The 14,614-nt window shown below is 59.2% G+C and carries 14 protein-coding genes; 10 read left to right on the top strand and 4 right to left on the bottom strand.

Annotated features, from left to right (window positions below):
- Nucleotides 1-57: 57 nt before the first annotated feature.
- Entirely contained in the window at nt 58-813 is a 756-nt protein-coding gene (locus tag N8A98_RS00070) for an aminoacyl--tRNA ligase-related protein (protein WP_262165526.1), read from the bottom strand.
- Nucleotides 814-1,337: 524 nt separating this feature from the next.
- On the opposite strand from N8A98_RS00070, the gene N8A98_RS00065 reads away from it, so the two are divergent.
- From N8A98_RS00065 to N8A98_RS00055, 3 genes are all read left to right on the top strand, one after another.
- On the top strand, nt 1,338-1,589 hold the full coding sequence (locus tag N8A98_RS00065) for a YMGG-like glycine zipper-containing protein (protein WP_113122743.1): 252 nt from the start codon (nt 1,338-1,340) through the stop codon (nt 1,587-1,589).
- A 460-nt stretch (nt 1,590-2,049) separates the two neighbouring features.
- Nucleotides 2,050-4,161: a mechanosensitive ion channel domain-containing protein gene (locus tag N8A98_RS00060; protein ID WP_262165523.1), complete on the top strand. Its 2,112-nt coding sequence runs from the start codon at nt 2,050-2,052 to the stop codon at nt 4,159-4,161.
- A gap of 315 nt (nt 4,162-4,476) precedes the next feature.
- The gene (locus tag N8A98_RS00055; RefSeq protein ID WP_262165521.1) at nt 4,477-5,154 is read left to right on the top strand and encodes a CPBP family intramembrane glutamic endopeptidase; all 678 of its coding nucleotides are present in this window, start codon (nt 4,477-4,479) and stop codon (nt 5,152-5,154) included.
- 95 nt (nt 5,155-5,249) lie between these two features.
- Here N8A98_RS00055 and N8A98_RS00050 read toward each other — a convergent pair whose 3' ends face one another.
- Nucleotides 5,250-5,663, bottom strand: a complete 414-nt coding sequence (locus N8A98_RS00050) for a RidA family protein (RefSeq protein ID WP_262165520.1) — start codon at nt 5,661-5,663, stop codon at nt 5,250-5,252.
- A gap of 117 nt (nt 5,664-5,780) precedes the next feature.
- On the opposite strand from N8A98_RS00050, the gene N8A98_RS00045 reads away from it, so the two are divergent.
- A complete protein-coding gene (locus tag N8A98_RS00045) occupies nt 5,781-6,683 on the top strand; it encodes a LysR family transcriptional regulator (RefSeq protein WP_262165518.1) in 903 nt (300 codons plus the stop codon).
- Between the two features lie 55 nt (nt 6,684-6,738).
- Here N8A98_RS00045 and N8A98_RS00040 read toward each other — a convergent pair whose 3' ends face one another.
- A complete protein-coding gene (locus N8A98_RS00040) occupies nt 6,739-7,131 on the bottom strand; it encodes a winged helix-turn-helix transcriptional regulator (protein ID WP_262165517.1) in 393 nt (130 codons plus the stop codon).
- A 110-nt stretch (nt 7,132-7,241) separates the two neighbouring features.
- On the opposite strand from N8A98_RS00040, the gene N8A98_RS00035 reads away from it, so the two are divergent.
- Nucleotides 7,242-8,135 carry an NmrA/HSCARG family protein gene (locus N8A98_RS00035; RefSeq protein WP_262165515.1) on the top strand — a complete coding sequence of 298 codons (894 nt, stop codon included), beginning with the start codon at nt 7,242-7,244 and terminating at the stop codon, nt 8,133-8,135.
- Nucleotides 8,136-8,455: 320 nt separating this feature from the next.
- Here N8A98_RS00035 and N8A98_RS00030 read toward each other — a convergent pair whose 3' ends face one another.
- Nucleotides 8,456-9,346: a LysR family transcriptional regulator gene (locus N8A98_RS00030; RefSeq protein ID WP_262165513.1), complete on the bottom strand. Its 891-nt coding sequence runs from the start codon at nt 9,344-9,346 to the stop codon at nt 8,456-8,458.
- 171 nt (nt 9,347-9,517) lie between these two features.
- On the opposite strand from N8A98_RS00030, the gene N8A98_RS00025 reads away from it, so the two are divergent.
- The 5 genes from N8A98_RS00025 to N8A98_RS00005 all read left to right on the top strand — a co-directional run bounded on the left by N8A98_RS00025 (nt 9,518) and on the right by N8A98_RS00005 (nt 14,495).
- Nucleotides 9,518-10,486: a quinone oxidoreductase family protein gene (locus N8A98_RS00025; protein WP_262165895.1), complete on the top strand. Its 969-nt coding sequence runs from the start codon at nt 9,518-9,520 to the stop codon at nt 10,484-10,486.
- Between the two features lie 744 nt (nt 10,487-11,230).
- Entirely contained in the window at nt 11,231-11,842 is a 612-nt protein-coding gene (locus tag N8A98_RS00020) for an outer membrane protein (RefSeq protein ID WP_262165511.1), read from the top strand.
- A gap of 209 nt (nt 11,843-12,051) precedes the next feature.
- A complete protein-coding gene (locus N8A98_RS00015) occupies nt 12,052-12,726 on the top strand; it encodes a response regulator transcription factor (protein WP_262165510.1) in 675 nt (224 codons plus the stop codon).
- A 14-nt stretch (nt 12,727-12,740) separates the two neighbouring features.
- Nucleotides 12,741-14,129 carry a sensor histidine kinase gene (locus N8A98_RS00010; protein ID WP_262165508.1) on the top strand — a complete coding sequence of 463 codons (1,389 nt, stop codon included), beginning with the start codon at nt 12,741-12,743 and terminating at the stop codon, nt 14,127-14,129.
- 114 nt (nt 14,130-14,243) lie between these two features.
- Nucleotides 14,244-14,495 carry a YMGG-like glycine zipper-containing protein gene (locus N8A98_RS00005; RefSeq protein WP_262165507.1) on the top strand — a complete coding sequence of 84 codons (252 nt, stop codon included), beginning with the start codon at nt 14,244-14,246 and terminating at the stop codon, nt 14,493-14,495.
- The last annotated feature ends 119 nt before the right edge of the window (nt 14,496-14,614 follow it).

Genomic DNA, 14,614 nt, shown 5'->3' with positions numbered 1-14,614 from the left:
GGACGCATCTCCGCTGGATAGGATAAGAGAGGGGTGCGTACACCCCTCCCTATTAGTTCAGGCCGGCTCGCGTTCGTCTGCGATCGACCAGTTGTAGACACATCGATCTAGACCAATGGCGATTTCGAGTACCTTGACCTCGATCTGGCGCGTGCCTGATTTACCGACCACAGTTACGGTCCCCGGGAAGTCCGTTCGGCGCGAAATGGAAGCGACTTCCATCCACTTGTCGCCATTGTCCACTTCCACATCCATGGTGATCTCTGAATAGGCTGGTAGCCGATCAGAGGGGACAATGCGCGTTGGAAGCCGCGTGATGGCGGCAAGCATGCGCCGCACTGGTTCGAGAATTGCGCTGTGATAATCATTGGCAGTATCGGCGGCATAGGCGCACTGGAATTCTATCTGCCAAAATTCCTTGAGCCTCACATGTTTCGTCGCCTGATCTTGTTCACGGCGAAACGATTTGCCCGCCTGCCAGACACAGAGCGGCAACCGAACCTTAGTGTGTGAGGCCAACAAATGGCTCATGTAGACATAGGTGGACGGCGTGGTTTCGGGCCGTAGTACCAAATCATGGTCATGCTCTGTCAGGCGTTGCTGAACGAAGATATCCTCAGCCGTATAGGCTTCAGAAACCATCGCACGAGGTAACAGCAAAGGTGCCTCTACTCGCCGAATATCCCAAGCAGAGTTGGTTGCCCTGAGTGCAGTCGAGACCTCGGTAGAAAGATGGGTGATGGCGCTTTCGCGCACGCGAATGTCGCGCTCTGTCCAGTGGACGAGCCCGTTGGCATCGTAAAGGGAAAGCATTTGCTCTCTCGCAATCGGTTTATCGGAGGTGTGCTCTGGGCTTTACGTCTCCAGCATGGGGAGACGGCACCTGCCGAGCTCCGCGTCTAGCGGAAGACGCCAATACCTCGACGACCGGCGCCACCAAGAAAGGTGGCCGGAACAACCAGCGCAGCAATGTTCGCGAACATGAACATGAACATGAACTCGATGATAGGTCACAAACGTGACAGCAGCAATACGTTGCAACGTCCGGTCTTAGGACGACCCACCACCTACACCTGTGACCGCAATGAGGTCGGTAGTTGCCATTTCAGACCGCATTTTATGCGAATCTGACGCTTTCGCCTCCTCCGATGGCTGCGGCCGCCCAGCATCGACCGCATATGGGATGGACGGTTCCTGACGCCCCCGCGTTTGGTGTGATTGTCCGCTCGCCGTAAGTCCCCCGTAAGCGAATGGCTCCACAGCCTCTTGATCAGGCTCGGACTCGGCGGTGTCGATTGCGACACTGATCCCAGAACCTGCTTACGAAAGGAACCATCATGAAGAAGATCATCGCGATCGCAGCGGTAGCCGTCGCCCTTGCCGGTTGTTCGCAGTCTGCGGGCGGAGGCGCAGCGATCGGTGCTGCGTCCGGCGCTCTCATCGGCGGATTGACCACCAATTCCTGGGAAGGGGCCGCAATCGGCGCGGCCGTAGGCGGCGCATCCGGAGCCGTCATCGGCAAGGCGACCGAACCGGGCAAATGCGTCTACCGCGACCGCCATGGCCGCCAGTACATAGACGTCTGCTGATCGGCCCCAAAATACCGCCAACCACCCATCCGGAAAATGGAGCAAGGCGATGTGGATCTGGTCACAACCTTTTTTATCGGCTCAGCGCAGGCGCCGTTGCCGCATACGAGAAATCCGACAAGGCGGCGTCGATGCAGAACGCGGTCGCGACCGGCATTCAAGCCGGCCTTCTGTTCTGCAAACCCCCTGCCGATCTCGACCGTGGTGCTGCACCTGGTTTCCCATCACCTGCACCTCAACTACTCCATCATGCCGTAATGGAGCTCAAAAATAACGCTCATCTGTGTCACATCTTGAGCTTCTGACGGTGCTTCCTCAATCAGAACACTTGAGCGGCGAAGCGACCTCCAATTCCGGTATGCACCGTAGCCAACGCACCGGGGCGCTGCAAAAGTGAAGGGATGTCGCAGCCACTCGACATCCCTTGCGCAATCGACCTACCACAAACCAGGACTACGCTTTGAAAATCTTGGCGACAATCGCAACAGCGCTGCTGGTCATGCTTTCGGCCTCGATTGCCAATGGGCAGGACGCACCCGCGCGCGATCCCCGCACCGAGGCCATCGATCGCCTCATTCTCGTGCTCGAGGACGACGCTGTCCGTACGGACCTCTTGGAGCAGTTGCGCAAGATGTCGGCCACGCCACCGGCCGCCAGCAATCAGAGCGGTGAGGACGAGACTCCGACCACAGAGCCCCAGCCAGGAGAAGACATCGCCGCTCCCGGGCTCATCGATGTACTGTCGGAATGGTCCACGACTATTGTCGAGCAATTGCCGACCACCACGTTCGGCATCCCGATCGATCAGAAAGCGCAGCAGGCACAGACCCAACTGGCGACGCGAATAGAAGCCGGGGTGGCAAGTGGCGAACTGACGCGCTTTTTCATGTGGGCCCTTCCCGGCTTCATGATCGTCGTTGCTGGCGGTCTTTTTCTGCGCCGGGTCGGACGTGGTCTTACTGCCCCAACCCAGCCTGTGCGCAAACGCCTGCTGGCAGTCGGAGTGAGCCTCAAGATTATCGCCAACGTCGCATTCTTCCTCCTAGCCGCACTGATATTGTCCCTGATGCTTCCGCAGGATCTGGGCACGCGGATATTTCTGACCCTGTCGGCCGGCCTCCTACTGTCCATCCTGATGACCGATCTGGCGATGGCAGGACTGTCGGCACTTGGCGGGATGCGCGGCGTCCGCGTCGTCCACTTTGCCCAAAGGCGCCTCTTCAAATGGGCGCTGCCGATCGGGATGCTGTCGACCTTCGCTGCGCTCCTGCGCGATGCCGAACTGCGCCGCGTCGTCGGCTGGTCCGCGGCCGATATCGCATCCTTTACGCTGAACATGTCGGCCGCCGCCATAACCCTGGCGCTGGTCATCCGGCATCGCATGGTCATTGGCCGTTTGATTTTTGGTCGCGCCGCGCACAGTCCCAGGTCAAAAAATGCCATTCGAAATGCCACGCGCCGCCTTGCCAGGTACTGGCACCTGCTGGCTTACGCCTTCATCGGCTTGAGTGCCGTCAGCCTGTTTGCCGGACAGCGCGATAACGACGTCTTCACCCAGGTCTTCTGGTCGTTCGGCACCGTGCTTGTCGGCCTGGTCGCCGTTGCCCTTCTACATCGCCTCTACGATGGCGTACTCAACCGCCGGCGCAGGCTGCATGGCGCGGTGCGGCACGCACTGATTGCCGGTATGCTCCGTGTCACGCGATTGGCGACCGACATAGCGATCGCTCTTTTTGCTATCGTCGTCATCGCCCGCATATGGGGCTTTGACCTCTGGAGCTGGTTGCAAGCGGATGGCCGCCAGCTGAGCCAACCGCTGGCCGCCGCAGCCATATGTGCCGTGATCACCTGGCTCATCTGGGTGGCGCTGGATGCCTGGATCGCCAGCGCCCTCACCCCCACCGACGCGTTCGGGCGGCCACGCCAACGCTCCAACCGGGCACAAACGCTTCTGCCGCTGCTGCGTAACAGCCTGATGATGCTATTGGTTCTGCTGGCGGGTATCGCGATCCTGGCCAATATCGGCGTCGACGTGACGCCGCTGCTTGCCGGTGCCGGTGTCTTTGGCCTGGCGATCAGCTTTGGCTCCCAGCAACTGGTTCAAGACGTCATCACCGGTGTGTTCATTCTGGCCGAGGATACCCTGGCCATAGGGGACACCATCAACACGGGCGATCGAAGCGGCGTGGTGGAGGGCATTTCCCTGCGCACGGTGCGCCTGCGCGATGCCGATGGAGCGCTGCACTCGATACCGTTCTCTACCATCAAGGCGCTGAAGAACAGTTCGCGCAATTTCGGGGTCTTCCGTCCCCGTTACTCGGTGCCATCGAGCGTCGATCCGGAACAGGTTCTGGACGCGATGCGCGATGCTAGCGCCACACTCAAGGCCAATCCGCGCTACACCTCCGCCTTCATGGGCGACTTGCAGAACCTTGGTATCGAGGAAATCAACGCCGGCTCCGTCATCGTCAGCGGTTCGTTGCGAACTGCCCCACTCCGCCAGGCCGACCTGACCAGAGCCTTCAACGGCACTTTCCGCGCGCTTCTTGCGGAGAGAGGGATCGAGTTGTGAGTCTTCTCGGGTGTGGTCGTGAGCCGCCCGTAAGGTCGATCTCGAAGGCACTCACGAACCGGTTCTAGCGGGACGTCGCGTTCTCGTTCCAGTTCCCCTGGAAGCCCGGCGGGATACGATGCGGCAGGCGAACACTGGCAATCGGAGCTTCGTCGAACCAACGGGTCGAGAATCACCAGATCAGTCGACTGATCACGCACCGCCCGCCGTAATCCAGGCGTAAGGGGCCTGCTTCAGGGTTAGCGGCAACTCGGCGCCCGAACGCATGGCATCGGCTTTGCTGCCGCCTCAACGCCGCCATTCGAAGAGAACATAATGCACGCCACCTCCTCTGAAAACGAGATTAGACCCGGCTGGCTAGAGGTCGCGGTCGGACTGGCCGTCTACCTCGCCCTCATCGTGGTCATCGGCGTATCAATGCTCCAAATGCCGGACGAGCAGGCCGCAATACGCGGCATCTTTGGCATGGCTGCCAATGGCGTGGCCGGCGGCCTGGCTCTGCTGGCAGCCTGGATTGTGCGCATACGAAATTTCCGTGCTTTCGGTTTCTGTGCCGTCGAGCAGAAGTGGCTGGCAGCCGGCATTGGTCTGGGCCTGCTGGCGTTTGGCCTGAGCTTTGCTATCGAGGGCATCTACTTCATGTTCGTGACCGAGCCGAATACCCAGGCCGATTTTCAGGCAGCTGCAACAGCGGGTCCGGTATCCCTGATCGTGCTGGTGGTGACAGGCGCGCTTTTCACCCCTTTCGGCGAGGAAGTCCTGTTCCGGGGTGTTATCGCCAATGCTCTCAATCGATATGGTCCCTGGGCGGGAATCGTGGGAAGCGCGGCCATTTTTGGAGTCGTTCACGGTCCCAGCGTTATCCTGCTGGACGCATTCATGGTGGGTGTTCTGACCGGTTACCTGTTCAGAAAAACCAACTCGCTATGGCCAGCAATCGTCGTGCACGTCATCTACAACGGCGCTCACCTGCTGCACTACGCCACGCTGTAGGCGATCCTGTGCGTCGGAACCACCAGGGCCTGGGACCGTAAGGTCTTCGCGCGCGTGGAATTGAGAGTAGCCGAGCCAAACTCCAAGGCATGGGGTCAGTCTGCAGATCGATCCGCAAGCTGAACGACCATCTCAATCTCAAGCAGAAATTCCGGAGATGCCAAAGCGCTTACGCCAATACCTGTCAGGCTCGGCTTTGCGCCGGAGAGGAATTCGCCCATTTTTCTCATCACGGTCTCCACCTCGACCGGGGTCATATCAACGACGTAAATTCGAATCTGCGCGATGTCATGGGGCGATGCCTCAAGGGCCTTCAAGGCTTCGGTCAGGTTTGCGATGATCAAATCTGTTTGCGACACAATGTCCGCAGGGGTTAACCCGCCGTCCGCCATGATCGCCACCTGGCCCGAAACGAAGGCGAGGCGGCCCGTGGTGATCGAAATCTGCGAATAGCCGATGGCCTCACTGTTGGGAAGTGTTGGTGGGTTAAGTCGGTTCGGTGCGGTCATCCAATAGTTCTTTCGATAGCTGGGGACGCGTGACGGCGCCCATCGCTGATAGTATGAAACAAACTACTGACGAAGTGACGGCGTCAGTCTGCCGAAACTCAAGCTACGGTGCTATCGATGGATGGGGGCGATGTTGACGACATTCAGATGTTTATGGCTGTCGTCGACGCGAATGGCTTTGCGGCGGGTGGTCGTACGCTGGGCCTGTCGCGGTCTGCCGCAGGCAAGGCCATCGCGCGGCTGGAGGCCAAGTTTGGCACCCGATTATTGAACCGCAATACGCGCTCAATGGCCCTGACTGATGAAGGTCACAGCCTTTATCAGCAGGGTCTGGCCATCGCGGCTGCGCTTGATCATGCGGAGGCGAGCCTTGCGCAACACTCTTCGGAACCGCTGGGCACGCTGCGGCTGACGGTGCCCGATGCATACGGACGGAAGTTTGTCCTCCCTGTGGTAGCCAACTACCTGGATCGATGGCCCCACGTGCAGGTGGAGGTTAGCTTCTCTGACGCGGTCGTCAGCATGGTCGAGCAAGGGTTTGACCTTGCGATCCGGATTGGCGTGACCAGCCCAAATCCCGGCCTGATCATGCGGGTCCTGCGCGAGGAGCCGGTGGTCCTGTGCGCAGCCCCCGCCTATTTCGACCGGCACGGCATACCCGAACGCATCGACCAACTCGATAGTCACAACCTTCTGTTCCACGCGCACCTCAATGAACGTCAGAGCTGGAGCCTTCGCGAAGGCGACGGCAGCGTCACCATTGCGCGCGGGCGTAGTCGGTTGAGGCTCGACAGCGGTGCAGCATTGCAGGCTGCCGCAATTGCCGGTGGAGGCATCGCCTACCTTCCCTATTCTTTGGTCGAGGACGATCTTTCCACTGGACAGTTGCGCCGCGTGCTTGCTGAAGCCACGCGTGATTGTGTGCCCATTGTCGCCCTATATCCGCATCGACGGCACCTTGAAGGCAAGGTGCGACACTTTATCGATACGCTTGCGACGGCATTGAGGTCCACAGCCTGATCGAAGGCTGCTTTCTCCGAGTTTGTTTCTGGCGGTCGCCCTGAATGATACAGGCTTACAATCTCACGTCGTCGTAAGCGCGGCGGTGCTCTCTGATGGTGTGCAGGTTATCTTGGACCCAGAAGTTAAACACCTCAAGCGCGCGCAAAGCTCCGATACCCATTTCGGTCAATTCATATTCGACACGCGGTGGCACTTCCGGGAAATAGTGGCGGGCAACCAGTCCGTCGCGCTCAAGGTTACGGAGTGTGAGCGTCAGCATTCGCTGAGTGACACCGTCAACTTCCTTTTTGAGCGTTGAGAAGCGGAGCCGAGTTTCCTCCGCGAGTGAAAGCCGCCAAAGGACCGGGACAGTCCACTTGTCGCTCAGCAGAGTGCAGACCCCGTTTGATGGAACAGGTCTGAACGCTCGACCATCCCCTGATCCTTGTGGTGCGTTGGCATGCATTTGTTTGTCCAAGGGTACCATACTTGTGCCCGATGCAGAAAAATGTGCCGTCTTCCGGCGGGTTTATATCGGTATATATGGAGAACCCTTATTCCATGCGAGGGTATCCAATGACTAATGACAAAAGACCCATTCTGGTTTTCGGCGCCACCGGGCGGCAGGGAGGATCTGTCGCGAAAGCATTGCTGAGGGCGGGATTGTCCGTTCGCGCGCTTGTACTAGACGCCGCCGACACTTCATCTTTGAAGTTACGGAATTCAGGCGTTGAGCTTGTGGAAGGCTCTTTCGAGGACACGGATGTCATCCGCTCGGCCATGAAAGATGCCTATGGTGTATTCAGTGTTCTGCCGGCCAACCTGACTGCTGAAGACGAAGTTCGCCATGGGCTCGCGATTGCGGATATCGCAGCCGAAACCGGTATTGAGCATTTCGTATATTCTTCGGGGGCCAGTTCCGGGGATGTTCTGACAGGTGTCCCGCGCTTCGACGCCAAGCCGCGTATCGAAGCGCACCTCCGCAAACTTCCCATCATGACCACCATCATTCGGCCGATGATCTTCATGGAGATGCTGGTGCGGCCGGGCTTCGGCCTGGATCGGGGCCGGTTGGTGTCGCTGATCCGACCGGTTCACTCGATTCACCTTACCGCCGTGGAAGACATCGGCAAGTTTGCTGCTGCCGTGTTTGCCGACAAGGCCCGTTTTGGCGGTAAGACCGTGAAGATTGCCAGCGACCGGGTGACAGGGCGTGAGCTTGAGGCCGCCTTCACTGAAGCTGCCGGACGTCCGATCACCTATGAACGCTTTCCTGATGATGTTCTCGCAGCAAATGCGGACCTCGCGCATATGGCAAAGAGCCTGGAAGACGGCCCACTCGCAGAGTGGGTCGACCTCAATGCCATGCGTGAGATCAACCCGGAGCTGCTCAGCCTCCGTTCGTGGCTCGCGGGCAGCGGGCGCGGAGCGCTTGAGGAAGCCTTGGGGACAGCGGATCCACTGAAATGACCCCAGCCTCGGTGGCGGAATAATCTGCTTCATGTGGCGGGTAGGAACCCATTCAAAGACGTTACCCGTCCTATTCGCCACCGACAGCCGCCGCTATGGTGGTCACGATTGAGGAATGACAGCAACATCGCGTAAGGAACGCCAAGGCATCGGAAGTTCGCTCGAAGGAAACGATCGCCCCGATGATCTTTGCTACCCGTCAGACGGGCATTCGGCCATTGGCGCCAGCAGTTGCGCCTGCAGGCGGCGCTTGAACAGCTTGCCGCCGGGGCGAGTGTCGCGTCGTCGCATTTTGCGGCGAGGTTAACACCGTTACGGCCCTAGCCGTCGAGGCCCCAAATATCTGTGTTTCGTCTGAAATATTCTGCCAGCATATCGGTGAGCACCCGAACCTTCCGCGCCGGATGACCCGGAGGGCGAACGACGTAGGCAGCCCCTGAAGGTACCGGATAGCGCGTCATGATCGGAACCAGCGTACCGCAGGCTACGTATTGGTGTGTGATGCAATCGGGGAGACGGGCAATGCCGAGCCCTGCTGCTGCCGCCGCAACAAGGGCTGCGGCGCTATCGGCCTTGAACCTGCCATGCGGCTGGACCGTGACAATCTTGTCGCCATCCATAAACTGCCAGACTTCCGTTCCCTGCAACAGGGCTTGATGGGTAACAAGTTCGCCCGGCGTGCCTGGTGACCCGTTTGCTTCGATATAGTGCGGGCTGGCGACGAGCTTGCCGTGGATCGGCCCGACGCGCTTCGCGTTCAGATCGGAATCCTGAAGATAAGCCCCGCGGATCGCGCAATCGAAACCTTCGCCGATCAGATCGACGAAACGATCACTATAGGAAGTGTGGATGTGAAGCTGCGGGTACAGATACGCCATTTCTGCAAGCACGGGAGCAAAGTGCGTCGGGCCGAAGGTAAGCGGCATGGCAACTCTCAGGCGGCCGCGTAGCTCACCGGCAGGTAGGATCGCCTCCTTGGCGGTATCGATCTCGGCGCTGGCTCGCGCTGCATGGTCCCTGAACGTCATGCCCGCTTCTGTCAGCGCAGCACCACGGGTCGTTCGGGCAAGCAGTTGAACGCCAAGTTCCGCTTCAACCCGGACCAACCGCCGACTGACGATTGACTTGGAGACCCCGAGTCGACGCGCGGCGGCCGATATACCCCCGGCATCAGCCACCGCAACGAATGTCTGTAAATCTTCAATATCCATTCCAGCGTTCCTTGTTTCGCGACACTGCTTATCAAAGTGTGGCGCTACCGCATCGTCAAAAGGAACGACAAATTGCTGGCAGCCAACGGACTGGCTCGTGCCACAAATATGTTCGTCCTATCTGTGGCGATGAGCCGCGCCATCAAGCAAGTGATGCACAGTGAGAGAACCATGAAAGCAGCGGTCTATGATTACCCTGGCACTCCAGACGTCCTGTGCTACACAGATATCCCCGATCCGGTCTACCCAATCGACGGCGTTCTGATCCGCGTCGAGGCTGCCGCGATCGAGGGAGGTGACCTGATCAACCGCTCGTCCACCCCTCCACCCCATCCGGCCTTCGTCGTCGGCTATGCTGCCGCGGGCGAAATCATCGCTGTCGGAGAGAACGTGAAGAACCGCCATGTCGGCCAAAGGGTCACGAGCTTCGATCTCGCCGGGTCGCATGCCGAATTGCGTGCGGTTCCCGCCAGCCGAACGTGGCTCGTGCCGGAAGAACTCGATATGGCCTCGGCTGCAGCGCTGCCGATCCCTTTCGGGACTGCTCATCACTGCCTCTTCGCTCGAGGTGGTTTGAAGCGTGGCGAAACTGTCTTGGTCCAGGCAGGTGCCGGTGGGGTCGGGCTCGCCGCCATCCAGCTCGCGCACCAGGCAGGCGCCACCGTGCTTGCAACGGTTTCTGGAGCCGAGAGGGCCGATTATCTCGTCGGGCTTGGCCTTGATCATCCAATCGATCATCGGTCGGTTGATGTCGTCGATACGGTCATGCGTCTGACAAAGGGGCGTGGCGTCGATCTCGTCGTGGACCCTGTGGGAACCACCTTGCAAAGCTCGCTGGCGGCACTGCGATCGGAGGGACGTCTTGTGTTCGTCGGCAACGCCGGGGGTTCGCCGCTCAGCATTGATCTTTGGCCGGCGCTACAGTCGAATCAGTCGCTGCTGGGCGTTTTCATGGGAACGCAATTCGAAAAGCCAGACGTCTATGGTACGGTGGTCCAGATGCTGAAGTCGGCCGCGACTGGCGATCTCCGGGTGATAGTAGACAAAACCTTTCCACTTGCGGCCGCTGCCGAAGCCCATTCCTATGCCGAAGGCAATTCCATCCTCGGACGTGTAATAATCACTCCGGCTCGCCAATGAGTGTTGCAGTGCTTTCTCGCGCTCCCTATCGCAACGTCGCCGCACAGTACTGTTGATGCCTATTGCAATGATTGGCCGCTGTCCGCGAGATGTCATTTTACCCTCGGATCACAGGTATGCGGATCGCAGAAGTGGACCTGTAGATCGGCAGTAACGAGTACATTGAGCAAGCACAAGAACGATACGACGCAGGCAATATTGCCTAGATGCGGGCGCGGAAAGACACGACAGACTTTAAAATCCAGTTCCGAGAGCAGTGCCGATCGACCCCGGCCCCCCGCACCACTCTTCAACTAGGCCGTCGGCTTCTTGTATCGGGCTGGCTTTGCGAGGGTACGTCTCAGCATGCATTTTGGCCCGAGCCTCGGAATTATTATGCTCATCTGAAGCAAGAAAATCGATCCCCGGGCATTCTCGATGCGTGAGGCTTCCGATGCCATCAGTGGAGTGGGCTCGCGCGCCAGCCGCAATGGGAGCGCGCTGCTGATCTGAACGCATAAACGGGGCGTGCAAGTATCGGAATAAGATCAAGCGAACAGTTAGCTTTGGGGGCGATTGGCTCTGATCTTGGCCGTACACAGCATGATGTTATGGCCGCCGACAAGGCCTTTTGAGTACTCCGCGTAACTTTGCCGTAAGTCAACTGACGCAGAACCGCATTATCCGCAGTCAGGCGAGATGTCGCCTCGGCGCGGGATTGTTGTGTTCGCCCGGATCACGTGATCGGGCACCGCGGAGTGCAGAATGAAAACCTCAACCTTGGCCATGCGATCGACCCTTGCCATTCTCATTGCCAGCGTCGGTCTATCGGGTGCCTATGCCCAAAGTTACAATTCCTATGGCGGCGACACATGGTCGGGTGCTTATGTCGGTGTCACTGGTGGCCTCTCCAAAGATGACGACCTCAACATCTTCCGCGATGCCACCCTCATTGGCGGCGCCCAGTTTGGCTATCGGGTGCAGGTTGGCCCCGGTGTCGTTGGCGGGGAGCTGCAGGGCAACTACTCGAACGGGGAGTCCTACGCCACCGGCGGTGGCGGCGTGCTGGAGCAATACTGGTCGGGTGCGGCCAAGCTCAAAGCCGGTGTAGCTCTGGGCTCGACCATGGTGTTTGGCACCGGCGGCTATGGTTTCGCTAATCTGGAATCTGGTTCCGGCAGCACGGAAGACGCGGGCTGGGCCGGCGGCTGGATTCTTGGCGGTGGCGTCGAGCAGAAGCTCGGCGACGCTCTCTCGGTGAGCCTCGAATATAACCAGATGCGCCTCGATGACGTCAGCACGGTTACCAATGGCGTGAGCTTTTCCGACAACCTGACCAATCACAGTGTCAAGGCTGGCCTTAACCTCCAATTCTAGACGCTGCTCCCGGCTGCACTTACAACTCGCGGCGTATCGCGGCGTATGTCGTGGCCGGCCAGGATGGCGGGTAGCTATTGAACGGGTGCCCGCCAATGTAACTTGGCAGAAACCGCTGACACTTGCCTGGCGGCACGCTTCTTCAATCCGGCGGCACATGCTGCCAGATTTTGTCATTTTATCTTGCACCCGCGTGAAGGAGAAACTCCATGCGACTGCTCTTGGTTGAAGACGAACCGGACATGGCGGAAGCCCTTGGTGCCGCACTCTCGCGACACGCCATCGCCGTCGACTATGCCGGGACGCTGGCCATGGCCCGCGAGGCGCTGGCCAGAAATGTTCATGACATCGTCCTGATCGATCGACAACTGCCCGATGGTGACGGCGTATCGTTGATCGCCACATTGCGCGTCAGTCCCAGACCCATCGCCACTATTGTCATCTCCGCGCTTGGCACGTCGGGCGACCGGATAAAGGGCTTGAATCTGGGCGCAGACGACTATCTTCCTAAGCCCTTTGAGGTGGAGGAGCTGCTTGCCCGGATTGCAGCCGTTCGCCGTCGCGGGGGCGAATTGTCGGAACAGCAGACCGTCTTGGCGGAACTCTGCTATGACAGTCAGTCGCGCGAGGCCTTGGTCCGCGGCATCCGCGTTGAGCTGACCCGGCGCGAATTACTGATTTTGGAGAGCCTGCTTCGGCGGCCTGGGCGGACCGTCACAAAGACCTTCCTTGAAGACGCCGTCTACACATTTGACGACGAGATCCAATCCAACTCGCTCGAGGCCAATGTCTCGCGCCTCCGCAAGAAACTGGTCGATATCGATGCTGGCGTGGAGATCCACAATATCCGTGGTGTTGGCTACCTGATCCGGCCGGCAGCATGATACGGCCCCGGCAATTGTCGCTTCGCTGGCGGCTGACCATCGGCCTGCTGATCTTTCAGGTCTTGGCCCTTGTCGTCTCCTCGCTTCTTACGTTCGCTCTAGCATTTCAAAGCGCCCCACTGGGCGTGATCGCCTCCTTGCACTTGAACGAGGCGGTCGGCCAATCACTCACGCGCAACGCCTCCGGTACGCTCGACATCACCCCCAGCCCGCAGCTGGAAGAACTGATTGTTTCGACGCCCGGCCTCTGGGCGGTCGCCGTTTCTGAAAGCGGCGAGCGGGTGACGCTCGGCGTACCCCCCGCCTCCATGCTGGCGGTCGCCGACATGGCCGACAGATTGACTTCCGCCACGTTTGAGGGGCAACCAGAAAGTCCTGAAGTCACCGCTCGTTTCGACCGAACAACCACACCTGTGGGAACTTTCGCTATCCTATCTGGTGGCGGCGGCTTTTTGTCCTTGTTCCATGCCGTCCTGCTGTTCGGCCATATTGCAACCATCGTTCCCGGCATAGCGCTGACCGTTCTTACCCTGATCGGCGTTCCTTTGGTCATCAGGTTTTGCCTCAGATCAGTCCGGGATCTGACCGAGCAGATTGATCGGATTGATTTCGCAGCTCGTGGCACTCGGCTCACCGATAGCCGGGTACCGCGCGAGATTCTTCCCGTCGTCGCCGGCGTCAACGAGGCTCTTCAGCGTATAGATGCCGGCTTCGAGGTTACTCAGCGCTTTTTCATGAATGCAGCACATGAGCTGCGGACCCCCATTGCAATCCTCCAGGTTCAGCTCGATGCCTTTCCGGCGGACATCGCGCACGAGAAGCTGAGGGCCGTGGTTCGGCGCTTAACAGTTGTCGTCAATCAAATCCTTGACCTCGAACGCCTCCGACAGAATCCAATGGAGAAAAAGCTTCTTGATCTCAGAACTACAGTCTCAACGGTAGTTGCTGATCTGGCGCCCTATGCCATTGCCGAGGGATACTCCATCGAGCTTGACCAGCCCCAGACGGCGGTCTGGGTGCATGGCGACGCGCAGGCTCTGGACAGACTGGTAATCAACTTGGTGCAGAATGCCGTCCAGCACGGAGGAAAACGGGGTGCTCTGAAGGTAACCTTGGCGGCGGATGGTGCAATTGCCGTTCAAGACGAAGGTCCAGGTATTCCCCCTGATCGGCACGAGCAGATTTTCGAGCCCTTCTATCGGGTCAACCCGCATGGCGCCGGTTCGGGCCTGGGCCTGAAAATGGTGCGTGATATTGCACATTTTCACGGTGGTGAAGCCACTCTCGCGGAGAGTTCGCCTTCGGGAAGCCGCTTCGTCGTAAGGCTTCCCGTCGTCTCGCCCAGCGACGTTCATGCAGGCATCAGGGATGGAAAGTTCCTCACGCCTGCAGATTCTACTTAATTGCACAGGCCGCGTAATGCTCATGTAAGTGAATGGCTCCAAGCCCACCGAGCAGGTCTGAAACGCAGCGTCGAATACGACGCAGAAGCCGAACTGCTTAGTAAAGGAGCCACTATGAAAAAGATCATCGCGATCGCTGCGGTTGCCATCGCCGTTTCCGGTTGTTCGCAATCGGCAGGCCGGGGGGCGGCGATTGGCGCGGCATCCGGCGCCATCATCGGAGGGCTGACGACCAATTCCTGGGAAGGTGCGGCAGTCGGTGCTGCGGTTGGCGGTGCATCCGGTGCGGTCATCGGTAAGGCGTCCGAGCCGGGCAAATGCGTCTACCGCGATCGTTATGGACGCCAGTATATCGATGTCTGCTGAGGCTGGGCCGGCTCCCGAACTTCCACCCCGTTGCTGCCCGCGCGGACGGCTTAAATCGAGCTCATTGCGACATTCAGAATGGAGCAAGGCCCTGCGGGATTTCGTCCCCAACGCCTATG

This window comes from Devosia neptuniae (assembly GCF_025452235.1).
In the GTDB taxonomy this organism is placed as follows: Bacteria; Pseudomonadota; Alphaproteobacteria; order Rhizobiales; family Devosiaceae; genus Devosia.
Note: the sequence above shows the minus strand (reverse complement) of the source record. Positions and strands in the feature narration are given on the sequence as shown.